The sequence below is a fragment of the Novosphingobium sp. Sphag1I genome (assembly GCF_056279125.1).
Genome location: NZ_JBWBQS010000020.1, coordinates 56,055 through 82,690 on the forward strand (window position 1 = coordinate 56,055; position 26,636 = coordinate 82,690).

Here is a 26,636-nt window from a genome sequence, read left to right on the forward strand (position 1 = left end):
TTCATGGCGCGTAGCTCTGTGCCCTGTCGAAATACTTAGCACCATGCTTCAGCAACCAATGTCAGCAGCATGATTTTTCGGGATCGGAACGCAAAGTTCGCAAAATCAAGTCCACGCCATACCGCAGGAACATGAAATTCCTTGCCTCGGCACGGAAAATCGCTAAGGGCCGCATCTTCTGAAAGTGCGGATTCGCAGCCCGCGCACATGATATGCGAAGAAAGCCGGAGGGGCCCCGCAATCGTGCGGACAAGCCAGCGATCGGTTATTGGATGAAAAGGAAGCTGCCGTGGCTCTCTATGAGCACGTGTTCCTGGCCCGCCAGGATCTGAGCCAAGCGCAGGTTGATGCGCTTGCCGCTACCGCCACCGAGATCATTGAAACCAACGGGGGCAAGGTCACCAAGACCGAAACCTGGGGTCTCAAGAACCTCGCCTACAAGATCAAGCGCAACCGCAAGGCTCACTTTGTGATGCTGAACGTTGAAGCCCCCGCCGGCGTCACCGCCGAGCTGGAACGCCAGATCGGCATCAACGAAGACATCATTCGTTTCATCACCGTTCGCGTTGATGAACTGGAAGCTGGCCCGTCGGTCCAGATGCGCAAGAACGATCGCGAGCGCAGCCGTCGCCGCGAACGCGAGGAGGCTTGATCCATGGCTCGTGCATTTTTCCGTCGTCGCAAGAGCTGCCCCTTCTCGGGCAAGAACGCTCCCAAGATCGACTATAAGGACATCCGCCTGCTTCAGGGCTTCATGTCCGAACGTGGCAAGATCGTTCCCAGCCGCATCACCGCCGTTTCTGCCAAGAAGCAGCGTGAACTGGGCCAGGCGATCAAGCGCGCCCGTCACCTGGGCCTGCTGCCCTACCTCGTGAAGTAAGGGAGAAAATCCATGCAGATCATTCTCCTCGAACGCATCGAGAAGCTGGGCCACATCGGTGACGTCGTCACCGTGAAGGACGGTTACGCCCGTAACTTCCTGCTGCCCAACAAGAAGGCGCTGCGCGCCAACGAAGCCAACCGCAAGGTGTTCGAAGCCCAGCGCGCCGACATCGAAAAGCGCAACGCTGAAGCCAAGGCTGCGGCCGAAGCACAGTCGGGCGACGTCGAAGGCAAGAGCGTGGTTCTGATCCGCGCCGCCTCGAACGCGGGCCACCTGTATGGTTCGGTTTCGGTTCGCGACATCGTTGATGGCCTGAACGCCGATGGCGCCGCCGTCAGCAAGGCGATGATCGTTCTGGAACGCCCGATCAAGTCGATTGGCATCTACGACGTTCGCGTTGCCCTGCACCCCGAAGTTTCGGTGACCGTCAAGGTGAACGTCGCACGTTCGCCCGACGAAGCCGAACTGCAGGCTCAGGGCGTGAACGTTTCGGAAGCGCTCTTCGACAACGAAGTCGGCGGTTTCACCGAAGCCTATGACCCGAACGCAGAACCGGGCGAAATCCCGGCCGACCTGCTGGAAGGCGAAGCTGAAGCCGAATAATCGGTTTTGGCTCCGGCTCAAAGAATTGGGGGCGTGGGAAACCGCGCCCCCTTTTTCGTGGCCTTATTTCTTGATGCGCAGGAACCGAGCGGCATTGTTGTAAAGAATGTCGCGCTTCTGCTCTGGCGTCAGGTAATCTGCGTTCTGAATGATGCCGATAGAATAGGCCATAAGGCCCGGCCACAGCAATTGATCGGTCCCATACATGACCCGGTCACCAAACCCGCCATCGACAAGACGCTGGATATAGCGGTTCACTTCCTTGCGCGGATAGGACCAGATCAGCCCGGCAATATCGACATAGACATGGCTGTTGGCTTGCAGCAGCGTCAGCATATTTTCCGCCATCGGATAACCCGCGTGCATCACCTGCACCCGCAACTTAGGGTGGCGGGCCAGAAGGTCTTCGAGCAACAACGGGTTACCCATCGATCCGCGGAAGGACGAACGGCCTACATTCGCGCGCCCGGAACCACCAGTGCCCATATGAATCGCGACCGGAATATCCAGCTTTTCTGCCAAAGCGAAATAGGGTTCGGCGCGCATGTCGCTGGGTGAGATCCCTTCGTATTGCAGGCCGATCTCGCCCATCACCTTAAAACCGTCTTTGGTGAAGGACACTTCAAGCCGCTTCAACTGATCGGCCTGATCCGGGGTTTGGACGCTCTTGAAAGCCGTCCCTGGAATAACGCGATCTGGCGCGGCGGCTTGCCATTTCTTGACCTCTGCGGGATCACCAAAAAACACGCCGGTCACATTCAGGCGCTTCATCTCCGCGATCACCTCGGGCATATATTGCCCCTTGGCCGCAGGATAGAGCCGAGGTGTGCAATCCTCCTTTGACCACCCAAACGGAGCCTCTGGCCCATCGGCAGGGTCCGAGGCCAGAAAACGCTCAGCATTGGGGCACATCGGCATCCCCCCACTGGCAAAATCCCCGGCATGCATATGAACGTCGATCACCGGACCGGGATCGCCAGCGGCGTTTTGGGCTATCGCTGCCCCAGTTATGAAAACGTTACCAAGCAATGATGCGATCACAACGGCTCGTAAGCCCGATTTGCGCATTCTCTCTCTCCCAAGATTTTCGAAGCCCTATCCTTGCGCCCCGATTGTCCATCCTTGCGCGGCAAACTTACGCCGTCAAGGCGCGCAATTCATCAGCCCCCTTGCAGCGCGCCGCAACTGCGATAGTTTCAAGGCATGAACACACAACACATCATCACTCAATTGAGCGCTATCTATGACGGCGCCGTCGCAACACTTCGCGCTGACATTCAGGCATTTGCCGAAGACGGCACTATCCCCCCCGCTTCTCGCGTGGCCGAGAATGCATGGTGCTATCCCGAATTGCGGGTGCATTACTCTGGTCGCGAGACGCATCCTGACGCCAGTCGCGCCTTTGGACGGCTCAACGATGCCGGATCTTATGCAACCACCGTCACCAAGCCGCATCTCTTCGCCGGATACCTCGCAGAGCAATTGCTGACGCTGGCAGAGGATTACGAAATCGAGGTCGAAGTCGCACGCTCGACGCAGCAAATCCCCTTCCCCTATGTCCTTGACGCCACCAACGCGACATCGGCAAAGCCATGGGAACTTGCGCAGCATTTCCCGACCACGGAACTCGCCCTGATCGGGGACGAACTGTCCGATGGTCTGGTTGATATGGGACAGGATGGGCAATCGATGCCACTGGCGTTGTTCGACGGGTTGCGCACCGATTTCAGTCTGGCCCGGTTGGCGCACTATACGGGGACCAGCCCCAGTCATTTTCAGCGCTATATCCTGTTCACGAACTATCACCGCTATGTCGACGAATTCGTCGATTGGGCGGGCCAGCAACTGGGCGAGAATGGCTATACAGCGCTTTCAGGCGCAGGCGGCCTATATCTGACCCAACGGCATGAAAATGCGCGTGTACTGCTCTCTGACACCGCCTGGAGACGGCACCAGATGCCAGCCTATCACCTGATCGGCCCGAACCGGAGCGGCATTACGCTGGTCAACATCGGCGTTGGTCCATCCAACGCCAAGACGATTTGCGATCACCTTGCTGTTCTGCGCCCCGAAGCATGGCTGATGATCGGCCATTGTGGTGGGCTGCGCGACACGCAGAAAATCGGCGACTACGTGCTGGCCCATGCCTATTTGCGCGACGATCACGTGCTGGACCCGGTCCTGCCGCCGGAAATCCCTATCCCTGCCATCGCCGAAGTTCAGCGCGCGTTGGAACATGCCGCCGAAATCATTTCGGGACAGACGGGCGCCAATCTGAAAAAGCGTCTGCGCACAGGCACCGTCGTCACGACCGACGACCGCAACTGGGAATTGCGCTACACATTATCAGCGCAACGTTTCAGCCTTAGCCGCGCCGTTGGCATCGATATGGAGAGTGCAACCATTGCCGCGCAGGGTTACCGCTTCCGCGTTCCCTATGGAACCTTGCTCTGCGTCTCGGACAAACCCTTGCACGGTGAGATCAAGCTGCCCGGCCAAGCAAATAGGTTCTATGAAGAAGCTATCGCCGCGCATTTAGCCATCGGCACCACCACCGTCGACCTGTTGCGCGCCGAAGGGCAGCGGCTGCATTCACGCAAGCTTCGCGCGTTCCGCGAACCGCCGTTCCGATAATTTGGGCGGCCAGCAGCCAAAGAAAAACCCCCGTGGCATCGACTGCCGCGGGGGTTTTCTATTGCGACCTTTGGAGGTCAGCGAGGATTATTCCTCACCTTCATCCGCAGTCAGAACCGGACCCGAGTCCTGGCCCTTAGCGGCCACGTCACGGTCAACCAGTTCGATAATCGCCAGAGGCGCAGCGTCCGAAGCACGGATGCCAGCCTTGATCACGCGGGTGTAACCACCGTTGCGATCCGAATAGCGCGAAGCCAGAACGTCGAACAGCTTTACCAGCTGACCGTCGTCCTGAAGGCGGGCATGCGCCAGACGACGGTTCGAAAGACCGCCACGCTTTGCCAGCGTGATAAGCTTTTCGATGTAGGGACGCAGTTCCTTGGCCTTGGGAACAGTGGTCAGGATCTGCTCATGCTTGATGAGCGAAGCCGACAGGTTGCGCAGCAGCGATTGGCGGTGCTGGCTGGTGCGGTTCAGCTTACGCTGGCCGTACTTATGACGCATTGTATATTCCTTCGCGTTCGTAGGGGGGCCGGTTTAGGTACCCCGATCCAGGCGGACATTTACGGCAGCCGCCAAAACCGTTTGGCGGGGCCGGTCTCCCAGCCCCGCCGAAACTGTTAACCCAGCAGCTCTTGTTCGAGCTTCTTGGCCATTTCCTCGATGTTTTCAGGCGGCCAACCGGGGATATCCATCCCCAGACGCAGCCCCATCGAAGACAGCACTTCCTTGATCTCGTTGAGCGACTTGCGGCCGAAGTTCGGCGTGCGCAGCATCTCGGCTTCGGTCTTCTGAACCAGATCGCCGATGTAGATGATGTTGTCGTTCTTGAGGCAGTTGGCCGAACGGACCGACAGTTCCAGCTCGTCCACCTTCTTGAGAAGATAACGGTTGAGCTGATTCGTGTCACCTTCTTCCGGAGCAGCAGCGGCCATGCCACCGATCATCGGAGCCGCACCAACCGGAGCGATGTCTTCGAAGTGGACGAACAGAGCCAGCTGGTCCTGCAAAATACGAGCAGCATAAGCCACTGCGTCTTCCGGCGTAACCGTGCCGTCGGTTTCCACCGAAAGGCTCAGCTTGTCGAAGTCCAGTTCCTGACCGATACGTGCATTGTCAACCTTGTAGCTGACCTGCCGCACCGGGGAATAGAGCGAGTCGACCGGGATAAGACCGATCGGCGCATCCACAGGACGGTTCTGAACGGCCGGAACATAACCCTTTCCAGTATCGGCGGTCAGTTCCATGTTCAGCGTTGCACCTTCGTCGAGGTGGCAAATCACGAGGTCCTTGTTCATGACCTCGATATCGCCCGTCACCGCGATGTCGCCAGCGCGTACTTCGCCCGGCCCCGTGGCCGAGAGTTGCAAACGCTTGGGGCCTTCGCCCTGCATCTTGAGCGCGATCTGCTTCACGTTCAGCACGATGTCGGTCACGTCTTCACGCACACCGGCCAACGAACTGAATTCATGCAGCACGTTCTCGATCTTGATCGAGGTGATCGCAGCGCCCTGCAGAGAAGAAAGCAGAACGCGACGCAGCGCATTGCCCAGCGTCAGACCGAAACCGCGTTCCAGCGGTTCGGCGACGAAGGTCGCGCGGCGCTTGGGGTCGTTCCCCGGCTTGACTTCGAGGCTGTTGGGCTTCTTCAGTTCCTGCCAGTTCTTGATGTTGACAGTCATGGACTTCCCCTGATTTCTCTACTGGCGGGAACGACCACGGCGCTCCCGCACGATGCGGGCCGCGGTCGATCCTTGTGGCTGCGCGGGCGACACTATGCCACCCGCGCAAGCACGATCAGACGCGGCGACGCTTCGAAGGACGCACACCATTGTGCGGAATCGGGGTCACATCGCGAATCGAGGTGATGGTGAAGCCCACGGCCTGCAGAGCACGCAGTGCGCTTTCACGGCCCGAACCCGGGCCCTTAACTTCGACTTCCAGAGTACGGACGCCATGTTCGGCGGCCTTCTTGCCAGCGTCATCCGCAGCCACCTGAGCGGCATATGGGGTCGACTTACGGCTACCCTTGAAGCCCATCATGCCGGCGCTGGACCAGCTGATCGCATTGCCCTGAGCGTCGGTGATGGTCACCATCGTGTTGTTGAAGCTGGCATTCACATGAGCAATGCCGCTAGAAATATTCTTACGTTCCCGCTTGCGAAGGCGCTGGGGTTCACGTGCCATGGGATCTTATCCTCGTCTTCCGGTCAAACAGATGAAGCTAGCGAAAAACGCTTACTTCTTCTTGCCAGCGATGGGCTTGGCCTTACCCTTGCGGGTACGGGCGTTGGTGTGGGTGCGCTGACCGCGAACGGGCAGACCCTTACGGTGACGCAGGCCGCGGTAGCAGGCCAGATCCATCAGACGCTTGATGTTCATCGCGGTTTCACGACGAAGATCGCCTTCCACGGTGTGTTCGGCGTCAATGGTTTCACGGATGTGCAGGACTTCAGCGTCCGACAGATCCTGAACGCGACGGCTGTGGTCGATACCCAGCTTGTCAGCGATCTGCTTGGCCTTGAACGAGCCGATACCATGAATGTAGGTCAGCGCGATGATAACGCGCTTGTTAGTGGGGATATTTACCCCGGCAATACGAGCCACTCTTTTCTCCATGCTCCACAGGGATGCAACGGGACAGCTTCTCTACGAAGCATCATGCACCGCACCCCCATCTCAACGCTTTTCACAACGACGAAAACCAAGCACCTGACGGCAAAAAGCCCGACTGGCGCACAATCAACAGTGCATCCTGCCGGACTGACCCGTTTTCGACGTGTGAGGAGCGCGCCTAAACCGATTCGCGAGACAAGTCAACGCGAGCGATCAAAAATTTGCGGAAAGGTAAATCGGAAAAATTCGATCGGTTCCCGCATCAAGTGAATTTGCCAATCCCAAAAACCGGCACCGATCAACTTCGGCCTTATCTGCTAATCGCAAACAAGGCCGAAGCAAAATCCGTCAAGCGATAATGCGTTCAATCGCATCCGTAACGTGGCCCAATTCCGCCATGCCATTGACACGCGAAACAATGCCGCGCGCTTCATAGATTGGAAGGATCGGCGCAGTCTTTGCACGATATTCGGCCATACGCGTACGCACAGTGGCTTCGTTATCGTCAGGGCGACGCTTGAATTCCGTTCCGTTGCACTTGTCGCAAACACCGAACTGCTTGGGCTGCTCAAACTTGTCGTGATAGCCCTTGCCGCAGTTGGCGCAGGTAAAACGGCCCGTAATACGCTCAACCAGCGCATCCTCATCGACGTCCAGTTCGATCACATGATCAAGCTTGCGCCCACGCTGTGCCAGAATGCCGTCCAGCGATTCTGCCTGCGCCGCTGTTCGCGGATAACCGTCAAAAATAGCGCCTGCGCCCGCCCCCATGCTGTCCAGTTCCTCACCGATCAGCGCAGAAACGATCGCATCCGAAACCAGTTCGCCGCGCTCCATGACAGCCTTGGCCTCAAGACCAACGGGCGTACCAGCCTTGACAGCGGCACGCAGCATGTCCCCCGTCGACAGCTGACGAAATCCGTGGCGCTCAACAAGGCGCTGGGCCTGAGTGCCCTTACCGGCCCCCGGCGGTCCAAGCAAAATGATATTCACAGGTCTCTCCCCTCCGTTCAGACCTTCAAGGCGGAGCGCGTTAGCGCATCCGCCCCTTGAGTTTCGCCTTCTTGATCAGATCACCATACTGGTGAGCCAAAAGATGCGACTGGATCTGAGTGATGGTATCTACGGTCACGTTCACCACGATCAGCAAGCTCGTGCCGCCAGCCACCACCAGCCGCAACCCGGTTTGCTCCATGAAGAACTCGGGCACAACACATACTATGGTAATATAGGCAGCGCCGATTACCGTGATTCGCGTCAGGACATAGTCGAGATAGGTCGACGTGTTCTTGCCCGGACGGATGCCAGGAATGAACCCACCATTGCGCTTCAGGTTGTCCGCCGTTTCTTCCGGATTGAACACCACAGCGGTGTAAAAGAAGCAGAAGAACACAATGCCCAGCGCATAGAGCAGCATGTAGAGCGGCTTACCATGGCCCAGATACTGATTGAGTTGAACAATCACATTACCCATGAATGTGTCGGGCGAAACCGACTTACCGGCAAACTGGGTGATCGTCAGCGGCAGCAGCAGAAGCGAACTGGCAAAAATCGGCGGAATGACGCCCGCAGTATTGATCTTAAGCGGCAGATGGCTGCGATCAGCCTGCATCATACCATTCTGAGTAGCGCGCTTCGGATACTGGATCAAAAGGCGACGCGTGGCGCGCTCCATGAAACTGATGAACAGAATCATGCCGACAACCAGCGCGACCATCGCAAAAATGGTCAGCCCGTTCACCGAACCCGAACGCCCACCTTCAAACAGTTGGATGAAGAACTGCGGCATCTGGGCGACGATACCCGCCATGATGATCAGCGACGTGCCGTTACCAATACCACGGCTGGTGATCTGCTCACCCAGCCACAGCAGGAACATCGTGCCACCGATCAGCGAGATCACGGTGCAAACGCGGAACAAAAGGCCCGGAATGACAACAGCCTGAAGACCAGCCGAAGTGCCATAAGCCTCAAGACCTGACGCGATCGCCCAGCCCTGAATCGCCGTCAGAAGGACCGCGCCATAGCGGGTCCACTGATTCAGCTTCTTTCGGCCGCTCTCTCCTTCTTTCTTCAAGGAGGCCAGCGCCGGATGCAACGAAGCGGCAAGCTGAACGACAATCGAGGCCGTGATATAGGGCATGACGCCAAGCGCAATGAGACTCATGCGCTCAAGGCTGCCGCCCGAGAATGTGTTGAAGATGTCGAGAATGCCACCCTGCGTCTTGGCGTACAACTGCTGAAGAACCAGCGGGTTAACGCCCGGAAGCGGGACAAAGCTCAAGAAACGGAAGACAATCAGCGCCCCGACGGTGAACCAAATGCGGCTCTTGAGTTCCGTCGCCTTGGAAAAGTTGGCGAGACTGAGTGTGCTGGCGATATTATCGGCGCGCGATGCCATAGGATTGCTCAAACCCTGACCCTGGCCGCCAAAATGGGCGGCGGACCTTTACCCATAGACGGGAAAGGATAAGGACTGCGGGCGGGGATACAACCCCCGCCCGCAAATCCAAACCAAATTACTCAGCAGCCGCAGCGACAGCCGGCACTTCAACCGAACCGCCAGCAGCTTCAACAGCAGCCTTGGCACCGGCCGAAACGCCGGCAACCTTGAAGCTGACCTTGGCGCTGAACACGCCCTTGCCGAGCAGGCGCACGCCGTCCTTGCCACCACGGGCCAGGCCAGCGTTCTTGAGCGCCGCGTGATCGACAACAGCCGACAGGTCAAGCTTGCCAGCGTCGATCGCCTTCTGCACCATGCCGAGGTTCACTTCAGCATAGTCCTTGCCAAACGGGTTGTTGAAACCACGCTTCGGCAGACGCATGTGAAGCGGCATCTGGCCGCCTTCGAAGCCATTGATCGACACGCCCGAACGTGCCTTGGCACCCTTCTGGCCGCGGCCAGCGGTCTTGCCCTTACCCGAACCGATGCCGCGGCCGACGCGGATACGACGGTGGCGGGCACCAGCATTGTCACGGATATCATTCAACTTGGTCATAATCTGCACTCGCTTTCGCTTTTGACGCGCTTGATGGAAGGCGCGCCCTTAGGCGAATTGAGTCGAACTGTCACCCCTTTTCCTGCGATCCTTATCACCCAACGCCATTCGACGCTGGACCCAACGTTTACGCAAATGCTCAATGGGCCGATCATACCAACGCCACAACAAGGCCGACAGAACCACCAGACCCAATATCGAAGCGGCCAAAGCGCCACCGCCCCAGCCTGAAAAGCGCAACAATATGATGGCGGGCCAGTGCATCAAATAAATGACATACGAAAAGTCACCCGCCATCCGATCAATCCGATCCGATTTTTGGCAAACCGTATTTAACGAAAACGGCAGCAAACCAAGCGCCAGTGCAAAATTCAGGAGTGCCGAATAGTCACCCCCTTCTTTCAAGCACTGCACCGACCAAGGCGACAAGGACAAAAGCGTAACGAGCCCCAATGGCGCATAAAAACTCCATTGTGCGAGCCGCTGAGAGACGGTCCATGTGTGTACTGATGCCAGGAGACCAAACAGAAAGAAGATCAGGAACGAGGGCAAGGTAACACCCCACCCCAGCCAAAGTCCGCCCACAAAGCACATGTAGCCTAAGCCAAACACCCAAACGGGTTTGAACCTTTGAACGAAAGAGATCAAAATCGGCGCGACGAGGTAAAATTGCATTTCAATATCGAGAGACCATGCCGGTCCAACCGGCCGCGTAGCCAATTGCGCATAGCCCAAGATAGTCAAAGGCAACAAGGACTGGGCTAATGGCTGCGCTCGGATAAGGGTCCAATCAGCGTCATGCGAAGCGGCGTGTGCGCAGATGCTTAGCACGCTTGCGACGGCCATCATGGGCGCAATACGCCACCACCGGCTGATGCAAAAGCTTAGCCAAGGCGCTCGAGTATTCGCATATTGGTCATGCCAAACCCGATGAACCCAAAACCCGCTCAATGTAAAGAAGATCAGGACGGGCGCCTTCCCAACCTCGATCCGAGTTACGTGGTGAAGCACAACGACCAAAGCAAGCCATAGCCTGAACATGCCGGGCTGCGCGGGCCAGCAAAGTGCACGAACAACGTGAAATAGGTTTAACCCCGAAAGCATACCAGTGAGGCTAAATTCCGGATCTTAACATCGCGTATTGCCAACAAGAAAAGGCCCCGGATCGCTCCGAGGCCTTGTCTTGTGCTTTAATCTGCTAGCGTGACCTTAGTCGACCACAGCCACCAGATGAGGCAAGCGAGCGATCGTGCCACGAACTTCCGGGGTATCCGTCAATTCGACAACGCGATTCATCTTGTTGAGGCCCAGACCGATCAGCATCTTGCGCTGAGCTTCGGGACGACGGATCGGCGAACCGATCTGCTTGATCTTGATAGTTGCCATTGCGCTTACTCCGTAATCGCAGCGGCAGCAGCTTCAAGCTGCGCCTCGGTGTGGTGATGACCATCACGGTTCAGCAGGTCGGTGACCTTCTTGCCGCGACGCTGCGCCACCGACTTCGGGCTCGACTGGTCGGTCAGAGCGTCGAAAGTGGCGCGGATCATGTTGTAGGGGTTCGAGGTGCCGACCGACTTGGTCACCACGTCATGAACGCCCAGGCTTTCGAAGACAGCGCGCATCGGGCCGCCAGCGATGATGCCCGTACCGGCCGGGGCCGAACGAACGCTCACATTGCCAGCGCCGAAGTGGCCCTTGCCGTCGTGGTGAAGAGTGCGGCCTTCCTTGAGCGGAACGCGAACCATCTTCTTCTTGGCCGAGGCAGTCGCCTTGGTGATGGCTTCGGGCACTTCGCGTGCCTTGCCATGACCAAAGCCAACGCGACCCTTGCCATCGCCGACAACGACGAGAGCAGCAAAGCCAAAGCGCTTACCGCCCTTCACGGTCTTGCTGACGCGGTTGATGTGAACGAGCTTTTCAATCAGCTCTTCACCCTGTTCCTCGTCATTCTTGCCGCGACGGTCATCGCGGCGACCACGACCGCGGCCTTCGCCACGTTCGCCATCACGTCCGCGACCACGACCACGACGACCTTCACGCTCGTTGCCCTCGGGAGCAGCTTCAGCGCCGACAACGGCACCGGTTTCAAGGTTGGTTTCGTCAGCCATTGTCAGAACTCCAGCCCGCCTTCACGGGCGGCATCGGCCAGCGCCTTGACGCGGCCATGGAACAGGAAACCGCCGCGATCGAACACGACAGTGGTGACGCCAGCGGCCTTGGCGGCTTCCGCCAGTTCCTTGCCCACAACAGCAGCGGCATCGACGTTGGCGCCGATAACCTTGCTGCCCTTTTTCAGCGACGAGGCCGAAACGAGGGTACGACCAGCAGCATCGTCGATGATCTGGGCGTAGATGTGGCGACCCGAACGGTGCACCGAAAGACGAGGACGCCCACCGGCACGAGCCTTCAGAGCGGTGCGAACGCGCCGACGACGGCGCTCGAACAGAGACAGCTTGGCCATTACTTCTTCTTCCCTTCCTTGCGGAAGATGAACTCGCCAGCGTACTTGATGCCCTTGCCCTTATAGGGTTCGGGCTTACGCCAGCGACGGATCTCGGCCGCAACCTGACCCACCTTCTGCTTGTCGATACCGGAAATCAGGACGGTGGTGTTATCCGGAGTCTTGATTTCGATGCCTTCGGGAACGTCGAAGTTGACGTCGTGGCTGTAGCCCAGCTGAAGCTTGAGCACCTTGCCCTGCGCGGTGGCGCGATAGCCCACACCAGTGATTTGCAGGGTCTTGGTGTAACCTTCGGTAACACCGGTGACCAGGTTCGAGACGAGCGTGCGCTGCATACCCCAGAAAGCGCGAGCCTGCTTCGTGTCGTTGGCGGGCTTCACCAGAATGGTGTCACCGTCAACAGCATAGCTGATTTCATCGCGCAGGTTCAGCGTCAGCGTGCCCTTGGGGCCCTTCACGGTCAGAAGGCCATCGGCGATGTTCGCCGAGACACCTGCCGGAATGGCAACAGGCTTCTTACCAATGCGGCTCATTAGAACACCTCCGCCAGCACTTCGCCACCGACGTTGGCAGCGCGCGCTTCGGCATCCGAGAGCACGCCACGCGGCGTCGAGACGATGGTGATGCCGAGGCCGTTACGCACCACAGGCAGTTCTTTGCTGCCCGAGTACACACGGCGACCCGGCTTGGAGACGCGAGCGAGATGCTTGATCGCGGGCTCGCCTTCGAAATACTTCAGCTCGATACGCAGCTGCGGGTGAACGCCAGTAGCGTCTTCCGAATAGCCACGGATATAGCCTTCGCGCTGGAGCACTTCGAGGACGCGCGAACGCAGCTTCGAAGCCGGCGAAAGGACGGAATCCTTCTTCGCCTGCTGGCCGTTGCGGATACGGGTGAGCATATCACCCAGAGGATCGGTCAATGCCATCGCTTTGGTTCCTTACCAGCTCGACTTCGTCACGCCGGGGATCATGCCCTTGTTGGCGAGATCACGCAGCTCAACGCGGCACAGGCCGAACTTGCGATAGTAGCCGCGCGGGCGGCCGGTGGTTGCGCAACGGTTGCGCACGCGGGTCGGGTTCCCGTTACGGGGAATCTCGGCCAGCTTGAGGCGGGCAATCAGACGCTCGGTTTCATCAGCCGATTCGTCGTCAGCAATAGCCTTCAGGCTCGCGTACTTCGCAGCGTACTTCTTGACGAGGGCCTTACGACGCTCGTTCTTGTTGATCGAACTCAGTTTCGCCATGGACTTAAGCTCTCTTTCTCAATCTTGCTCGCTCACGCCGCCTGCTTGGCTTCGGCGGTGGCAGTGAACGGGAAACCGAAGAGACGCAGCAGTTCGCGTGCTTCTTCGTCGGTCTTGGCCGAGGTGGTGACGATGATGTCCATGCCACGCACCTTGTCGATCTGATCGTAGCTGATTTCCGGGAAGATGATCTGCTCTTTCAGACCCATGGCATAGTTGCCACGGCCGTCGAAGCTCTTCGGATTCAGGCCACGAAAGTCGCGAATGCGGGGCATCGCAACCGTGATCAGACGGTCAAGAAATTCGTACATACGCTCGCGACGCAGCGTAACCTTGCAACCAATCGCCATGCCTTCACGCAGCTTGAACTGCGCAACCGACTTCTTGGCGCGGGTCACCACCGGCTTCTGACCGGCAATGGCTTCCATTTCGGCGGCAGCGGTCTGGACCTTCTTACGGTCCTGCGTGCCTTCACCCACGCCCATGTTGAGCGTGATCTTCTCGATCTTCGGGATTTCGAGCGCGTTCTTGTAACCAAACTTTTCCGTCATCGCAGCTACGATTTCGGCGTCATACTTGGTCTTGAGACGCGGAGTGTACTTATCAGCCATCGATAGCCTCCCCGGACTTCACGGCCACGCGGACCTTCTTGCCGTCCTTTTCTTCGAAGCGGATGCGGGTTGCCGCACCGGTCTTCGGATCGACGAGACCAACCTTGCTGATAGCCATCGGCGCTTCACGGCGCTCGATGCCACCCTGCGGGTTCACCTGGGTCGGCTTGCGGTGACGGGCAGCGACATTCACGCCGGCAACCACAACCTTGCCTTCCTTCGGCAGGACGGACAGAACGGTGCCGGTACGGCCCTTGTCCTTGCCCGAACGGACGATCACATTGTCGCCCTTCTTGATCTTAGCAGCGGACATTACAGAACCTCCGGAGCCAGCGAGATGATCTTCATGTAGCCCTTGGCGCGCAGTTCACGCACGACGGGACCAAAGATACGCGTGCCGATGGGCTCAGCGTTCTTGTTGATCAGCACAGCCGCGTTACCGTCGAAACGGATAACCGAACCGTCGGGACGACGAACGTCCTTGCGGGTACGAACGATCACCGCACGGTGAACGTCGCCCTTTTTGACCTTGGCGCGCGGCTGGGCTTCCTTGATCGACACCACAATGATGTCGCCAACGCCAGCGGTACGACGCTTCGATCCACCCAGCACCTTAATGCACTGGACGCGCTTGGCACCGCTGTTGTCAGCGACGTCAAGCTGGGATTGCATCTGGATCATGGATCCGGTTCCTTACGTTAGGCTTGCCGGAACAAGTCCGGCAGTTCCAAAAAACGGCGCCCGCGCGAACGGGCACCGTGAAGCGGTCCGGCGCCCTAACCCGATTCGGGTCAGAGCGCCAGAGATTTTTTCAACGACCTTAGACGTCCGCTTCGACGGCGACGCCCTTGCCCGCCTGAACCCGCTCGATCACCTTCCAGCTCTTCAGCTTCGAGATCGGGGCGGTTTCTTCGATGCGGACAACTTCGCCAGCCTTGAAGGCGTTGTCTTCGTCGTGGGCGTGATACTTCTTCGAACGACGGATGATCTTCCCATAAAGGGGGTGCTTCACCTTACGTTCGACCTTCACGACCACGGTCTTGTCGGTCTTGTCGGAAACAACCGTCCCGACCAGAATACGCTTGGGCATGGTTGTCTCCTTACGCCTTCGCTGCAACAGAACGCTCACTCTGGAGCGTCTTGATGCGGGCGATATCGCGGCGCACTTCCTTGATGCGTGCAGGACGCTCAAGCTGGTTGGTGGCGGCCTGGAAGCGGAGGTTGAAGGCCTCGCGCTTCAGATCGCCCAGCTCGGCCACCAGCTGGTCATCGCTCTTGGCACGCAGATCAGCGATCTTGGTCATTATTCGCCTCCCAGGTGCGAGGTGTCGCCAAGCTTGGCAACAACCTTGGTCTTGATCGGCAGCTTCATTGCGGCGCGCTCGAACGCACCAGCAGCCAGCTCACCCGAAACGCCGTCCAGTTCGAACAGGATCTTGCCCGGCTTTACGCGAGCAGCCCAATATTCGATCGAACCCTTGCCCTTACCCTGACGGACTTCAGCAGGCTTCTTCGAGACGGGCAGATCGGGGAACACGCGGATCCACAGGCGGCCCTGACGACGCAGGTGACGCTGAATGGCACGACGTGCAGCTTCGATCTGACGAGCGGTGACCCGCTCCGGCTCGAGGGCCTTAAGGCCATACGAGCCGAAGTTCAGGTCGGTGCCGCCCTTGGCGTTGCCGTGCAAACGGCCCTTGAACGCCTTGCGGAACTTGGTCTTCTTCGGTTGCAACATGATCTGTTACCTCAACCTCAACGTGCAGGACGCACGCCGGAGGTCTGGGCCTCCATCATGAGACGGTCCTGCGCCATCGGATCGTGACCAAGGATTTCGCCCTTGAAGATCCACACCTTGATACCGATGATACCATAGGCGGTAAGCGCCTCGGCTTCGGCATAGTCGATGTTAGCACGCAGAGTGTGAAGCGGAACGCGGCCTTCGCGGTACCATTCGATACGCGCGATTTCGGCGCCACCAAGACGACCCGAACAGGTGATCTTGATGCCTTCCGCGCCAAGACGCAGAGCCGACTGAACCGAGCGCTTCATGGCGCGACGGAAGGCAACACGGCGAATCAGCTGATCGGCGATGCCCTGGGCGACAAGCTTCGAGTCGATTTCCGGCTTACGGATTTCGACAATGTTCAGCTTGACGTCGCTGCCGGTGAACTTGGCAAGCTGAAGGCGCAGCTTTTCAATGTCAGCGCCCTTCTTGCCAATGATCACGCCCGGACGGGCCGCAAAGATCGAAACGCGGCACACCTTGGCTGGGCGTTCGATCACCACCTTCGAAATCGCGGCCTGCGGCAGCGACTTGAAGATGAACTTGCGCATCTTGAGGTCTTCCTCAAGCAGCTTACCATAGGCGCGGCCTTCGGCGTACCAACGGCTGTCCCACGTGCGGTTGATCTGCAGGCGCAGACCAATGGGGTTGCTCTTATGACCCATGGATCAGGCCTCCTGAACTTCGCGCACCACGATGCGCAGACGGCTGAAGGGCTTCAGGATGCGGGTGGACTTGCCACGGCCGCGGGTGTGAAAGCGCTTCATCGTGATCGACTTGCCGACCGAAGCCTCAACCACGACGAGGCTGTCCACGTCGAGGTTGTGGTTGTTTTCGGCGTTGGCGATGGCCGAAGCCAGCACCTTGCGAGCGTCAACCGCCATGGCCTTCTTCGAGAAGGACAGGATGTTCAGCGCGTCTTCAGCCTTCTGGTTGCGGATAAGGGCCGCAACCAGGTTCAGCTTCTGGGCCGAGCCACGGATGGTGGTACCAACCGACAGCGCTTCCTTGTCGCCAACGCGACGGGGGGCTTTAGGCTTGCTCATTAGCGCTTGCCCTTCTTGTCAGCGGCGTGACCGGGGAACGTGCGCGTCGGCGCGAATTCGCCCAGCTTGTGGCCGACCATGTCCTCATTGACGGACACGGGGATGAACTTATGCCCGTTGTAGACGTTGAACGTCAAACCAACGAACGTCGGCAGGATCGTCGACCGACGCGACCAGGTCTTGATCGGGCCGGCACGGTTGCCAGCATCCTGGGCGACCTCGGCCTTTTTCAGCAGGTGCAGGTCGACGAAAGGACCTTTCCAGACGGAACGAGCCATTGTCGATTACCTCTTCTTCTTCGCGTGACGCGAGCGGATGATCATGCCGTCAGTCTTCTTGTTATGACGGGTGCGAGCGCCCTTGGTAGGCTTGCCCCACGGCGTAACAGGATGACGACCGCCCGAAGTACGGCCTTCACCACCACCATGCGGGTGGTCGACCGGGTTCTTGGCAACGCCGCGGGTAAGCGGACGCTGGCCAAGCCAACGGTTGCGACCGGCCTTTGCAAGGTTGGTGTTGGCGTTGTCGGGGTTCGACACGGCGCCAACGGTGCCCATGCAATCGCCACGCAGGTAGCGCTGTTCGCCCGAGTTCAGACGAACGATCACCAGACCACGGTCACGACCAACGACCTGCACATAAGTGCCGGCCGAACGAGCGATCTGACCACCCTTGCCCGGCTTCATTTCCACGTTGTGGATGATGGTGCCAACGGGGATCTGCGACAGAAGCATGGCGTTGCCGGGCTTCACGTCGGTCTTTTCGCCAGCGACAATGGTGTCGCCAACGGCCAGACGCTGCGGTGCGATGATGTAGGTCTGCTCACCGTCTTCGTACTTGACGAGGGCGATGAACGCGGTGCGGTTGGGATCATATTCCAGACGCTCAACGGTTGCCGGCTGGTCCCACTTGCGACGCTTGAAATCGATAAAACGATAGCGCTGCTTGTGGCCACCACCGATACCGCGGCTGGTCACGTGACCCTTGTTGTTACGACCACCGGTCTTGCTCTTACCTTCGGTAAGCGCCTTGACCGGCTTGCCCTTCCAGAGGGCGCTCTTGTCAACCAGGACGAGGCCACGACGGGCCGGGCTGGTCGGATTATAGCTCTTGAGTGCCATGTTCTACCGCCCTCAGATCCCGCTGGTCACGTCGATCGACTGGCCAGCAGCCAGGGTCACAACGGCCTTCTTGACGTCGGTGCGCTTGTAGGGCTTGCCCTTCCAGCGCTTGGTCTTGCCCTTCTGGGTCAGGGTGTTCACACCCGTCACCTTCACGCCGAACAGAGCTTCAACCGCAGCCTTAATTTCAGGCTTGGTCGCACGCTCAGCAACCTTGAACACAACAGCGTTGTTCTCGGAAAGGAGCGTGGTCTTTTCGGTGATGTGGGGCGCCACAATCACGTCATAATGACGCGTGTCGATGCTGTCCTTAGCCATTGAAACGGGCCTCCAGCTTTTCGACAGCGGCGCGGGTCAGCACCAGCGTGTCATGCTTCAGGATGTCGTAAACGTTGGCGCCCACGGCGGGCAGTACGTTTACGCCGACGATGTTGCCGGCAGCGCGAGCGAAGTTCTCGTTCACTGCTTCGCCGTCGATCACCAGCACCTTGCCAGCGAAACCAGCCGAAGCGAGCGTCGCGGCCAGCACCTTGGTCTTGGCTTCAGCCAGTTCGAGATTCTCAACGACCACCAGGCCGCTGTTCACCTTCGACGACAGAGCAAGCTTCAGACCCAGAGCGCGGATCTTCTTGTTCAGCGACAGGTTGAAGTCACGGACGCGAGGACCATGAGCCTTACCACCGCCGATGAAGATCGGAGCCTTGCGGTCACCATGACGAGCGGTACCGCCACCCTTCTGGTTACCGAACTTCTTGCCGGTGCGAGCCACATCGCTACGCTCACGAGCGCCACGGGCAGTGCCGCGACGGTTTTCGAGCTGCCACGTGACAACGCGGTGAAGGATGTCGGCGCGCGGCTCAAGGCCGAACACAGCATCGTTCAGTTCGATTTCGCCAGCAGCGGCCGAACCGTCGAGGTTTTGCAGAGTTACCTTGACCACGACTTAGCCCTCCTGACCTTCGGCAGCTTCGACAGCCGGAGCAGCATCGACCACAGCCGACTTGATCGCGGCGGGGTACGGAGCGTCGGCATGACGAGCAACCTTGACCGAATCGCGGACGAGCAACCAGCCGTTCTTCGCGCCGGGCACAGAGCCCTTCACGAAAACCAGGCCGCGCGCGTCATCGGTGCGGACAACTTCGAGATTCTGCTGGGTGCGCTGACGATCACCCTGGTGACCAGCCATCTTCTTGTTCTTGAAGACGCGACCCGGATCCTGACGGTTACCCGTCGAACCATGCGCACGGTGAGAGATCGACACACCGTGGGTGGCGCGCATACCGCCGAAGCCCCAGCGCTTCATAGCGCCCGAGAAGCCCTTACCCTGAGTGTGGCCGGTGATGTCAACCAACTGGCCCGACACAAAGTGCGAGGCAGCGATGGTCGAACCAACTTCCAGCACGGCGTCATCGGCCACGCGGAATTCGGCAACTTCCATCTTCAGCGGAACTTCAGCCTTGGCGAACTGTTCACGCTGCGGCTTGTTGACATTCTTTTGCTTGGCGGCGCCCGCACCCAGCTGCAGAGCGACATAACCGTCGCGCTCAGCGGTACGAACCGAAACCACCTGGCAGTCTTCCAGCGACAAAACGGTCACGGGAACGTGACGTCCGTCTTCCTGGAAAAGGCGGGTCATCCCCACCTTCTTAGCGATCACGCCGGTGCGCATGACCTTTTACTCCTTACAGAGGCCTGCAGCGGACCATCCACCACAGGCGTGTCAACCCAAATGTGCGAAGCGAGCCCCGTCCGGGCTGAACGTCAAGCCATCTCAGGCCCGACAAGACGGGGGACGCTGCCCGGAACAAGTGCCAATCATTACTGATCAGCGAGACTTCCGGAGGTATCCCATATTCCTTTGCAGGCTTGCCTGCGCAGGCACCATTTCTGGCAAATGGCCGAATCAAATGCGGCCAGAGGTCGCGCCCTTAGCAGACGCAATCCCTTTATGCCAGCTTGATTTCAACGTTGACGCCTGCGGCGAGATCGAGCTTCATCAGCGCATCGACGGTCGCGGCGTTCGGCTGAACGATGTCCAGCAGACGCTTGTAGGTGCGAACTTCAAACTGCTCGCGCGACTTCTTGTCGATGTGGGGTCCGCGGTTAACGCAGAACTTCTCGATCTTGGTCGGCAGCGGAATGGGCCCGCGAATGAGTGCGCCCGTGCGACGGGCGGTGTCGGCGATCTCGCCGGTGGCCTGATCCAGCACGCGGTGATCGAATGCCTTCAGGCGAATGCGGATGTTTTGAGCTTCCATGTCCTGCTACCGATGAGAAAGAGCTAAAAAGAAATCCGACCGCCTCACCCGTGAAAACAGGCAACCAAGCAGTCGGCGAAAAACGAACCCGCCGGTAGACCGAAATCCACCGACGGGCAAGCTTTAATTACTTCGTGATCTTGGCCACAACGCCCGAACCAACGGTACGGCCGCCTTCGCGAATAGCGAAGCGGAGACCTTCGTCCATGGCGATCGGCGCGATCAGTTCAACCTGCAGCTTCACGTTGTCGCCAGGCATGACCATTTCGGTGCCTTCGGGCAGCGTGACCGAGCCGGTGACGTCGGTCGTGCGGAAGTAGAACTGCGGACGATAGTTGGCGAAGAACGGCGTGTGACGGCCACCTTCATCCTTCGACAGCACGTACACTTCCGATTCGAAGTTGGTGTGCGGGGTGCAGGTGCCGGGCTTGGCCAGAACCTGACCGCGCTCAACGTCTTCACGCTTGATACCACGGCACAGAGCGCCGATGTTGTCGCCAGCTTCACCCTGATCGAGCAGCTTGCGGAACATTTCCACGCCGGTCACGGTGGTCTTGGCGGTAGCCTTCAGACCAACGATTTCGACTTCTTCACCAACCTTGATGATGCCGGTTTCGACGCGGCCGGTCACAACCGTACCACGACCCGAGATCGAGAACACGTCTTCGACGGGCATCAGGAAGGGCTTGTCGGTCGGACGGGGGGGCTGCGGAATGTAGTTGTCCACAGCTTCCATCAGCTTGTAGATCGATTCCTTGCCGATGGCATCGTCACGACCTTCGAGAGCGGCCAGAGCCGAACCCGGGATCACGGGGATGTCGTCACCGGGGAAGTCGTAAGACGACAGCAGTTCGCGGATTTCCAGCTCGACGAGCTCAAGGATTTCCGCGTCGTCGACCTGGTCAACCTTGTTCATGTACACGACCAGAGCGGGCACGCCGACCTGACGCGCGAGCAGGATGTGCTCGCGGGTCTGCGGCATCGGGCCGTCAGCAGCGTTCACCACCAGGATCGCGCCGTCCATCTGGGCAGCACCGGTGATCATGTTCTTCACGTAGTCAGCGTGACCCGGGCAGTCGACGTGAGCATAGTGACGGTTGGCGGTTTCGTATTCGACGTGAGCCGTCGAAATCGTGATGCCGCGTTCGCGCTCTTCGGGAGCCTTGTCGATGTTCGCGTAGTCCGTGAACGTCGCGCCGCCGGTTTCAGCCAGCACCTTGGTGATAGCAGCCGTCAGGGTCGTCTTGCCGTGGTCAACGTGACCGATGGTGCCGATGTTGCAGTGCGGCTTGGTCCGCTCAAACTTAGCCTTAGCCATGTTTCAAACCTTCTTTTCGTTCAAATGAGATTTCTGCACGAGACGGCACCTGCCAGACTCGCCTGAAATTCAGGCGCCGCCCCTAGCGTGATCTGTCGGCGCTGGCAAGCGCATGTTGCACCCCAGCCCCGACAGCATCAATTTATCCTCAGGCCATCTTGGCCTTCAGTTCGGTGGCAACGTTCGCCGGCACTTCGTCATAGTGCGAGAACTGCATCGTGTACTGGGCGCGGCCCTGGGTAAACGAGCGCAGCTGGTTCACGTAACCAAACATGTTGGCCAGCGGCACCATGGCTTCGACAACCTGTGCGTTGCCGCGGCTGTCGGTGCCCTGGATCTGACCACGGCGGCTGTTGATGTCGCCGATCACGTCGCCCATGAATTCTTCAGGGGTGACGACTTCGACCTTCATGATCGGTTCCAGCACCTTGATGCCGGCCTTCTGAGCCACTTCGCGCATGGCGCCGCGAGCACAGATTTCGAACGCCAGAGCCGACGAGTCGACGTCGTGGTACGCACCGTCATACAGCACGATTTCGAAGTCGATGATCGGGAAGCCGATGAGCGAGCCCGTAGCGGCAGTTTCACGGAAGCCCTTTTCAATCGCAGGGATATATTCCTTCGGAATGTTACCGCCCTTGATTTCGTCCTTGAAGGTGATGCCCGAACCGCGTTCACCCGGCTGGACCTTGACCTTCACGCGACCGAACTGGCCCGTACCACCCGACTGCTTCTTGTGGGTGAAGTCGATGTCGACCGGCTTGGCCAGATATTCGCGATAGGCCACCTGCGGAGCGCCGACGTTGGCTTCGACCTTGAACTCGCGACGCATGCGGTCAACGATGATGTCCAGGTGAAGTTCGCCCATGCCCTTGATGATGGTCTGGCCCGATTCGTGATCGGTCGAAACGCGGAACGAAGGATCTTCAGCCGACAGGCGGTTCAGGGCAACGCCCATCTTTTCCTGGTCAGCCTTGGTCTTGGGTTCCACCGACAGTTCGATAACCGGCTCGGGGAATTCCATGCGTTCCAGCACGATCGGCTGACGTTCGGCGCACAGCGTGTCACCGGTCGTCGTTTCCTTCATACCGGCCAAAGCAATGATGTCGCCCGCGAAGGCTTCGTCAATGTCCTTACGCTCGTTCGCATGCATTTCCAGCATACGGCCGACCTTTTCCTTCTTGTCCTTCACCGAGTTCAGGTAAGTGCCCTTGGTGAGCGTACCCGAATAGATGCGGATGAAGGTGAGCGAACCCACGAAGGGATCGTTCATGACCTTGAAGGCCAGAGCCGAGAACGGCGCATCGTCGGTGGCGGGACGGCTGTCGGGCTCGTCGCTGTCCATCTTGACGCCCTGGACGTCAGGAATGTCGAGCGGCGAAGGCAGATAGTCGACCACGGCGTCGAGCAGGGGCTGAACGCCCTTGTTCTTGAACGCCGAACCGCAGCAAACAGGAACGAACGACTGGTTGAGCGTACCCTTGCGGATCAGCTTCTTGAGCGTGTCGACATCCGGCTCGTTGCCTTCGAGATAGGCTTCCATCGCCTCGTCGTCCTGTTCGACGGCCAGTTCGATGAGGTTCGAGCGGTATTCGGCAGCTTCATCAGCCAGTTCAGCCGGGATTTCTTCATAGAAGAATTCGGCGCCCAGCGATTCGTCCTTCCAGATGATCGCACGGTTGTGAACCAGGTCGACCAGACCCTTCAGATCGGCTTCGAGACCGATCGGAATGTACAGCACTGCCGGCTTCGCACCGAGGCGGTCGATGATCGACTGCACACAGTACTTAAAGTTAGCGCCAGTACGGTCTAACTTATTGATAAAGCACATCCGCGGCACGCCGTACTTGTCAGCCTGACGCCACACGGTTTCCGACTGCGGCTCCACGCCGGCAACGCCGTCGAAGCACGCAACCGCACCGTCAAGCACGCGCAGCGAACGTTCAACTTCAATCGTGAAGTCAACGTGGCCAGGGGTGTCGATGATGTTGATGCGGTGGTCGTTCCAGAAGCAGGTCGTCGCGGCCGACGTGATCGTGATGCCGCGTTCCTGTTCCTGTTCCATCCAGTCCATCGTGGCGGCGCCGTCATGGACTTCGCCGATCTTGTAGGACTTGCCGGTGTAATAAAGGATACGCTCGGTGGTGGTGGTTTTACCGGCGTCGATGTGCGCCATAATACCGATATTGCGGTATTTCTCGAGCGGATGGCTGCGTGCCATGGGGTTTTCCTTGGGTTCGGGAGGGAATGATCCCCGCCCTTAGGTTCGGAATAGTGACAAGCCTGTGACGGAGCCGCCAAAACGGCCCCGCCCCACACCTTTTACCAGCGGTAGTGCGAGAAGGCGCGGTTCGCGTCCGCCATGCGGTGCGTGTCTTCGCGCTTCTTGACCGCGCTGCCGCGGTTGTTCGCAGCATCCAGCAGTTCGCCCGACAGACGAGCCGACATGGTCGTTTCGCTGCGGTTACGAGCGGCCGTGATCAGCCAGCGGATCGCCAGAGCCTGGGCGCGCTCGGGGCGCACTTCGACCGGAACCTGATAGGTCGCACCACCAACGCGGCGGCTGCGGACTTCGATCTGCGGCTTCACGTTGTTCAGGGCGTCATGGAACAGCTGCACCGGGTCAGCCTTGGCGCGGGTCTGCATGGTGTTCAGCGCGCTGTACACGATGGTTTCCGCAACCGACTTCTTACCGTCGAGCATCAGGTTGTTCATGAACTTCGACAGGACCTGATCGCCATGGACGGGATCGGGCAGGATTTCCCGCTTTTCGGGACGACGACGACGTGACATCGTTTGTATTCCTTAAATCTATAAGACCAAAAAGAAAGGCGCTTGGCCTTACTTCGGACGCTTGGCGCCGTACTTCGAACGGCTCTGCTTGCGGTTCTTAACGCCCTGGGTATCCAGAACGCCGCGCAGAACGTGGTAACGAACGCCGGGAAGGTCGCGCACACGGCCGCCGCGGATCAGAGCAACCGAGTGCTCCTGCAGGTTGTGGCCTTCACCCGGGATGTACGAAATCACTTCGCGACCGTTGGTCAGACGGATCTTGGCAACCTTACGAAGAGCCGAGTTCGGCTTCTTCGGGGTCGTCGTGTACACGCGGGTGCAGACGCCGCGCTTCTGGGGGTTCTGCTCAAGAGCGGGAACCTTGCTCTTGGCCTTCTGCGGTTCGCGCCCGTGGCGGATCAGCTGGTTGATAGTAGGCATTGAATCTCTTCACCTTGTTTGCGTGACGGCGATTGACCGCCACAAAAGCGCCCTTCCGTTGCGCGCCCCTTGGGCATCGCGACTTCCGGTGCGAACAAGCCATTTGGCCCAAAGGCCGCATGACCATCTGGCGCCCAATGCTAAAGGATGAAGGAAACGAACGCGTTCACGCGAATCACCCGGCACGACGCCAGATGCGCGCAAAGACGAACCGAAACGCTCCACCCCGCCCAAAGGCGCCGGGTTACTTTGACGGATAACACAAGGCTTTCAGCAGGATGACCCACAAAAACCCGGCACGCACCGGCAATGTTCAGCTCTCTTGTGCAAAGGACGGAACAAGACCATCCCCGCAAGAATTGGCGCGCCCTACGCCTATTCGGCGCTTGGGTCAACCTTTCGCAAACTCAACCGAAAACCGCAGCCTCTCGACGCGCCATCATTTTTGCGCCCTTTACCGCATTTCTACTGCTCTACTGCGCCGAGGCCTGGACGACAGGTGTGACAGCCGTTGGCGGGACAGCAACCGTCGCGACAACCGGGTTCTCTACGACGGTCGTCTTCAGATTGCTGCTGCCCGTTGCGGCGGCCTTTGAAACAGGGGTGGCGGCATTGATGGATGCGGTCACCAATTCGGAAATCGCACTGGGCGAACAGATAATTTGATGCTCAGTTATCCGAAGAATGGCCTTGCCGTAGGTCAAAGGCTCCGTCTTGTCCATTTTGACCGATGCCTGCGCGTGAGCGTTCAAGGCCTCAAGGACCAGATTGCGGATACCTTCGACATTTTTGGCGCCGAACAGAAAGCGCTGTTCATAAATATCAAAGGCCGAATTCGCCGCCGTTGTTGCCAGCGAAAGCGCCTGAACAACATTCTTGTCAACCGTGCCACCCGTGCCAATCAAGGGGATGGCGCCAGTTACCAAGGCGGTTACCGGACCAAAAGAATCCCTCCACGTGTTGACCCCACGCTGTTGCCGCGTCTTTGCCGAAATATAGAATTGGCAAGATTGCTGGACCAGATCGAAGCCCGCCTCGCGAAAGGCGGCCAATTGCTGGGGAGTTGGAGCGCCAGCCCCTTCTTTGGGCAGGACAGCTTGCTCTGCAATATACAAACTCTTGTAAAGGCCAGCATATTGCCCGCTTTCGCCAAGTTTTGGATAATTGGTTGAACCATCCTTTTGAATGACCAATGGCCGCCCCGCGCCAATATCAGCACAACCGGTCAGTAACGTGGAAAGGCCAAGCACCAAAGATACAGAAAACGCCCTCATCGAAACACCCCCCAGTTGATTCGTCAGCAAATTGATGCTGCATCATTAACTGGAGGACGCAATACATTTCATATCGATTTTGGAAGGAGTATCAGGATTTAATAAAAACCCCTCCCTTTCAAATCACATGATACAATACTCTTCGATGCCTCGGCGGCATTGGTCGCCGTCATGTCGCCATGCGCCAAGGTTGCGCTCAAATTGACGACGACCTTGTTCACAGCCCGCCCCGTTCAGGCCGACTTTGCCTTGTGCGCGCGCAGCAGTTCGTCGAGTTGGGCGATCCGCTGGCGTTCCGGGGTGTCCTTGGCCAGCCCTTTCAGCCGGCACGTGGCCCAAAGCTGTTTGCGCTCGGATTCCAGCGCTTTCAAATAAAGATCAGCCATGATGCCTCCATAATGCTGACCCGCCTTTAGGGCATGGGGGCCGGGGCGGGTAGTGAATTATGGGGTTTGGGTTTTGAAGGGGGTTAAGTGCCTGACTCGAAAGATCACCAAACATAGCAATACCTTGCAGTTCTGCGGGTGAGCATGCGGATGGAAGCGATCGTTGCCCAGGCGGTGGAGG

At 58.7% G+C, this 26,636-nt stretch carries 39 protein-coding genes; 4 read left to right on the forward strand and 35 right to left on the reverse strand.

Annotated elements, in window-relative coordinates:
• Positions 1-289: 289 nt before the first annotated feature.
• Genes rpsF through rplI form a run of 3 tightly spaced genes read left to right on the forward strand, consistent with a single transcriptional unit; the run spans position 290 to position 1,486 of the window.
• On the forward strand, positions 290-652 hold the full coding sequence (gene rpsF, locus ACZ9HU_RS19175) for a 30S ribosomal protein S6 (protein WP_168603805.1): 363 nt from the start codon (positions 290-292) through the stop codon (positions 650-652).
• Positions 653-655: 3 nt separating this feature from the next.
• Positions 656-880: a 30S ribosomal protein S18 gene (rpsR, locus tag ACZ9HU_RS19180; RefSeq protein WP_127710389.1), complete on the forward strand. Its 225-nt coding sequence runs from the start codon at positions 656-658 to the stop codon at positions 878-880.
• A gap of 12 nt (positions 881-892) precedes the next feature.
• Positions 893-1,486, forward strand: coding sequence for a 50S ribosomal protein L9 (gene rplI / locus ACZ9HU_RS19185; protein WP_476107361.1), 594 nt, complete (start codon positions 893-895; stop codon positions 1,484-1,486).
• A 63-nt stretch (positions 1,487-1,549) separates the two neighbouring features.
• Here rplI and ACZ9HU_RS19190 read toward each other — a convergent pair whose 3' ends face one another.
• Complete coding sequence (locus ACZ9HU_RS19190; protein WP_476107363.1) at positions 1,550-2,554, reverse strand: amidohydrolase family protein; 1,005 nt, start codon at positions 2,552-2,554, stop codon at positions 1,550-1,552.
• A gap of 135 nt (positions 2,555-2,689) precedes the next feature.
• On the opposite strand from ACZ9HU_RS19190, the gene ACZ9HU_RS19195 reads away from it, so the two are divergent.
• Positions 2,690-4,120, forward strand: coding sequence for an AMP nucleosidase (locus ACZ9HU_RS19195; protein WP_476107364.1), 1,431 nt, complete (start codon positions 2,690-2,692; stop codon positions 4,118-4,120).
• Positions 4,121-4,207: 87 nt separating this feature from the next.
• On the opposite strand, the gene rplQ is transcribed toward ACZ9HU_RS19195, so the two are convergent.
• From rplQ to ACZ9HU_RS19365, 34 genes are all read right to left on the reverse strand, one after another.
• A complete protein-coding gene (rplQ, locus tag ACZ9HU_RS19200) occupies positions 4,208-4,624 on the reverse strand; it encodes a 50S ribosomal protein L17 (RefSeq protein WP_476107366.1) in 417 nt (138 codons plus the stop codon).
• 116 nt (positions 4,625-4,740) lie between these two features.
• Positions 4,741-5,802 carry a DNA-directed RNA polymerase subunit alpha gene (locus ACZ9HU_RS19205; RefSeq protein ID WP_476107368.1) on the reverse strand — a complete coding sequence of 354 codons (1,062 nt, stop codon included), beginning with the start codon at positions 5,800-5,802 and terminating at the stop codon, positions 4,741-4,743.
• Positions 5,803-5,917: 115 nt separating this feature from the next.
• Positions 5,918-6,307, reverse strand: a complete 390-nt coding sequence (gene rpsK / locus ACZ9HU_RS19210) for a 30S ribosomal protein S11 (protein ID WP_168603811.1) — start codon at positions 6,305-6,307, stop codon at positions 5,918-5,920.
• Positions 6,308-6,358: 51 nt separating this feature from the next.
• Positions 6,359-6,727 (reverse strand): 30S ribosomal protein S13, encoded by a 369-nt coding sequence (gene rpsM, locus ACZ9HU_RS19215; RefSeq protein WP_168603812.1) that lies wholly within the window; start codon positions 6,725-6,727, stop codon positions 6,359-6,361.
• Positions 6,728-7,084: 357 nt separating this feature from the next.
• Positions 7,085-7,729, reverse strand: a complete 645-nt coding sequence (locus ACZ9HU_RS19220) for an adenylate kinase (RefSeq protein ID WP_476107369.1) — start codon at positions 7,727-7,729, stop codon at positions 7,085-7,087.
• A 40-nt stretch (positions 7,730-7,769) separates the two neighbouring features.
• Positions 7,770-9,137 (reverse strand): preprotein translocase subunit SecY, encoded by a 1,368-nt coding sequence (gene secY / locus ACZ9HU_RS19225; RefSeq protein WP_476107370.1) that lies wholly within the window; start codon positions 9,135-9,137, stop codon positions 7,770-7,772.
• 118 nt (positions 9,138-9,255) lie between these two features.
• Positions 9,256-9,735 carry a 50S ribosomal protein L15 gene (gene rplO / locus ACZ9HU_RS19230; RefSeq protein WP_476107371.1) on the reverse strand — a complete coding sequence of 160 codons (480 nt, stop codon included), beginning with the start codon at positions 9,733-9,735 and terminating at the stop codon, positions 9,256-9,258.
• 48 nt (positions 9,736-9,783) lie between these two features.
• Positions 9,784-10,839: an acyltransferase family protein gene (locus ACZ9HU_RS19235; RefSeq protein WP_476107372.1), complete on the reverse strand. Its 1,056-nt coding sequence runs from the start codon at positions 10,837-10,839 to the stop codon at positions 9,784-9,786.
• 105 nt (positions 10,840-10,944) lie between these two features.
• Positions 10,945-11,121, reverse strand: coding sequence for a 50S ribosomal protein L30 (rpmD, locus tag ACZ9HU_RS19240; RefSeq protein WP_172342593.1), 177 nt, complete (start codon positions 11,119-11,121; stop codon positions 10,945-10,947).
• Positions 11,122-11,126: 5 nt separating this feature from the next.
• Positions 11,127-11,843, reverse strand: coding sequence for a 30S ribosomal protein S5 (gene rpsE, locus ACZ9HU_RS19245; RefSeq protein WP_476107376.1), 717 nt, complete (start codon positions 11,841-11,843; stop codon positions 11,127-11,129).
• Between the two features lie 2 nt (positions 11,844-11,845).
• Positions 11,846-12,196: a 50S ribosomal protein L18 gene (rplR, locus tag ACZ9HU_RS19250; RefSeq protein ID WP_476107379.1), complete on the reverse strand. Its 351-nt coding sequence runs from the start codon at positions 12,194-12,196 to the stop codon at positions 11,846-11,848.
• On the reverse strand, positions 12,196-12,729 hold the full coding sequence (rplF, locus tag ACZ9HU_RS19255; RefSeq protein WP_476107381.1) for a 50S ribosomal protein L6: 534 nt from the start codon (positions 12,727-12,729) through the stop codon (positions 12,196-12,198). The genes rplR and rplF overlap by 1 nt, the downstream gene beginning before the upstream one ends.
• Positions 12,729-13,124, reverse strand: coding sequence for a 30S ribosomal protein S8 (gene rpsH, locus ACZ9HU_RS19260; protein WP_172342597.1), 396 nt, complete (start codon positions 13,122-13,124; stop codon positions 12,729-12,731). The genes rplF and rpsH overlap by 1 nt, the downstream gene beginning before the upstream one ends.
• A gap of 12 nt (positions 13,125-13,136) precedes the next feature.
• Positions 13,137-13,442, reverse strand: a complete 306-nt coding sequence (rpsN, locus tag ACZ9HU_RS19265; protein WP_274175718.1) for a 30S ribosomal protein S14 — start codon at positions 13,440-13,442, stop codon at positions 13,137-13,139.
• Between the two features lie 32 nt (positions 13,443-13,474).
• Positions 13,475-14,053, reverse strand: coding sequence for a 50S ribosomal protein L5 (gene rplE, locus ACZ9HU_RS19270; RefSeq protein WP_476107388.1), 579 nt, complete (start codon positions 14,051-14,053; stop codon positions 13,475-13,477).
• Positions 14,046-14,366 carry a 50S ribosomal protein L24 gene (gene rplX, locus ACZ9HU_RS19275; RefSeq protein ID WP_290008879.1) on the reverse strand — a complete coding sequence of 107 codons (321 nt, stop codon included), beginning with the start codon at positions 14,364-14,366 and terminating at the stop codon, positions 14,046-14,048. Before rplX ends, rplE begins: the two co-directional genes overlap by 8 nt.
• The gene (gene rplN / locus ACZ9HU_RS19280) at positions 14,366-14,734 is read right to left on the reverse strand and encodes a 50S ribosomal protein L14 (protein WP_110869606.1); all 369 of its coding nucleotides are present in this window, start codon (positions 14,732-14,734) and stop codon (positions 14,366-14,368) included. Before rplN ends, rplX begins: the two co-directional genes overlap by 1 nt.
• Before the next feature lie 139 nt (positions 14,735-14,873).
• Positions 14,874-15,143: a 30S ribosomal protein S17 gene (gene rpsQ, locus ACZ9HU_RS19285; RefSeq protein ID WP_476107390.1), complete on the reverse strand. Its 270-nt coding sequence runs from the start codon at positions 15,141-15,143 to the stop codon at positions 14,874-14,876.
• A gap of 10 nt (positions 15,144-15,153) precedes the next feature.
• Positions 15,154-15,357 (reverse strand): 50S ribosomal protein L29, encoded by a 204-nt coding sequence (rpmC, locus tag ACZ9HU_RS19290; protein ID WP_273616993.1) that lies wholly within the window; start codon positions 15,355-15,357, stop codon positions 15,154-15,156.
• Positions 15,357-15,791, reverse strand: a complete 435-nt coding sequence (gene rplP, locus ACZ9HU_RS19295) for a 50S ribosomal protein L16 (RefSeq protein ID WP_476107394.1) — start codon at positions 15,789-15,791, stop codon at positions 15,357-15,359. The genes rpmC and rplP overlap by 1 nt, the downstream gene beginning before the upstream one ends.
• A 17-nt stretch (positions 15,792-15,808) precedes the next feature.
• Complete coding sequence (gene rpsC, locus ACZ9HU_RS19300; protein ID WP_476107396.1) at positions 15,809-16,504, reverse strand: 30S ribosomal protein S3; 696 nt, start codon at positions 16,502-16,504, stop codon at positions 15,809-15,811.
• Positions 16,505-16,507: 3 nt separating this feature from the next.
• Positions 16,508-16,885, reverse strand: a complete 378-nt coding sequence (rplV, locus tag ACZ9HU_RS19305; RefSeq protein WP_476107398.1) for a 50S ribosomal protein L22 — start codon at positions 16,883-16,885, stop codon at positions 16,508-16,510.
• Positions 16,885-17,163 (reverse strand): 30S ribosomal protein S19, encoded by a 279-nt coding sequence (rpsS, locus tag ACZ9HU_RS19310; protein ID WP_168603827.1) that lies wholly within the window; start codon positions 17,161-17,163, stop codon positions 16,885-16,887. The genes rplV and rpsS overlap by 1 nt, the downstream gene beginning before the upstream one ends.
• A 6-nt stretch (positions 17,164-17,169) precedes the next feature.
• A complete protein-coding gene (rplB, locus tag ACZ9HU_RS19315; RefSeq protein WP_168603828.1) occupies positions 17,170-18,006 on the reverse strand; it encodes a 50S ribosomal protein L2 in 837 nt (278 codons plus the stop codon).
• 12 nt (positions 18,007-18,018) lie between these two features.
• Positions 18,019-18,324 carry a 50S ribosomal protein L23 gene (locus tag ACZ9HU_RS19320; protein WP_476107401.1) on the reverse strand — a complete coding sequence of 102 codons (306 nt, stop codon included), beginning with the start codon at positions 18,322-18,324 and terminating at the stop codon, positions 18,019-18,021.
• Entirely contained in the window at positions 18,317-18,946 is a 630-nt protein-coding gene (gene rplD / locus ACZ9HU_RS19325; RefSeq protein ID WP_476107402.1) for a 50S ribosomal protein L4, read from the reverse strand. The genes ACZ9HU_RS19320 and rplD overlap by 8 nt, the downstream gene beginning before the upstream one ends.
• Before the next feature lie 3 nt (positions 18,947-18,949).
• On the reverse strand, positions 18,950-19,675 hold the full coding sequence (rplC, locus tag ACZ9HU_RS19330; protein WP_476107404.1) for a 50S ribosomal protein L3: 726 nt from the start codon (positions 19,673-19,675) through the stop codon (positions 18,950-18,952).
• Positions 19,676-19,952: 277 nt separating this feature from the next.
• A complete protein-coding gene (rpsJ, locus tag ACZ9HU_RS19335) occupies positions 19,953-20,264 on the reverse strand; it encodes a 30S ribosomal protein S10 (RefSeq protein WP_091146544.1) in 312 nt (103 codons plus the stop codon).
• A 127-nt stretch (positions 20,265-20,391) separates the two neighbouring features.
• Complete coding sequence (gene tuf, locus ACZ9HU_RS19340) at positions 20,392-21,582, reverse strand: elongation factor Tu (protein ID WP_476107407.1); 1,191 nt, start codon at positions 21,580-21,582, stop codon at positions 20,392-20,394.
• Positions 21,583-21,730: 148 nt separating this feature from the next.
• Positions 21,731-23,803: an elongation factor G gene (gene fusA, locus ACZ9HU_RS19345; protein ID WP_476107410.1), complete on the reverse strand. Its 2,073-nt coding sequence runs from the start codon at positions 23,801-23,803 to the stop codon at positions 21,731-21,733.
• 101 nt (positions 23,804-23,904) lie between these two features.
• Entirely contained in the window at positions 23,905-24,375 is a 471-nt protein-coding gene (gene rpsG / locus ACZ9HU_RS19350) for a 30S ribosomal protein S7 (protein WP_172342606.1), read from the reverse strand.
• A gap of 48 nt (positions 24,376-24,423) precedes the next feature.
• Positions 24,424-24,795, reverse strand: coding sequence for a 30S ribosomal protein S12 (gene rpsL / locus ACZ9HU_RS19355; protein ID WP_168603835.1), 372 nt, complete (start codon positions 24,793-24,795; stop codon positions 24,424-24,426).
• Positions 24,796-25,268: 473 nt separating this feature from the next.
• Positions 25,269-26,099, reverse strand: coding sequence for a hypothetical protein (locus ACZ9HU_RS19360; RefSeq protein WP_476107419.1), 831 nt, complete (start codon positions 26,097-26,099; stop codon positions 25,269-25,271).
• A 203-nt stretch (positions 26,100-26,302) separates the two neighbouring features.
• Positions 26,303-26,455: a hypothetical protein gene (locus tag ACZ9HU_RS19365; RefSeq protein WP_476107421.1), complete on the reverse strand. Its 153-nt coding sequence runs from the start codon at positions 26,453-26,455 to the stop codon at positions 26,303-26,305.
• Between the last annotated feature and the right edge of the window lie 181 nt (positions 26,456-26,636).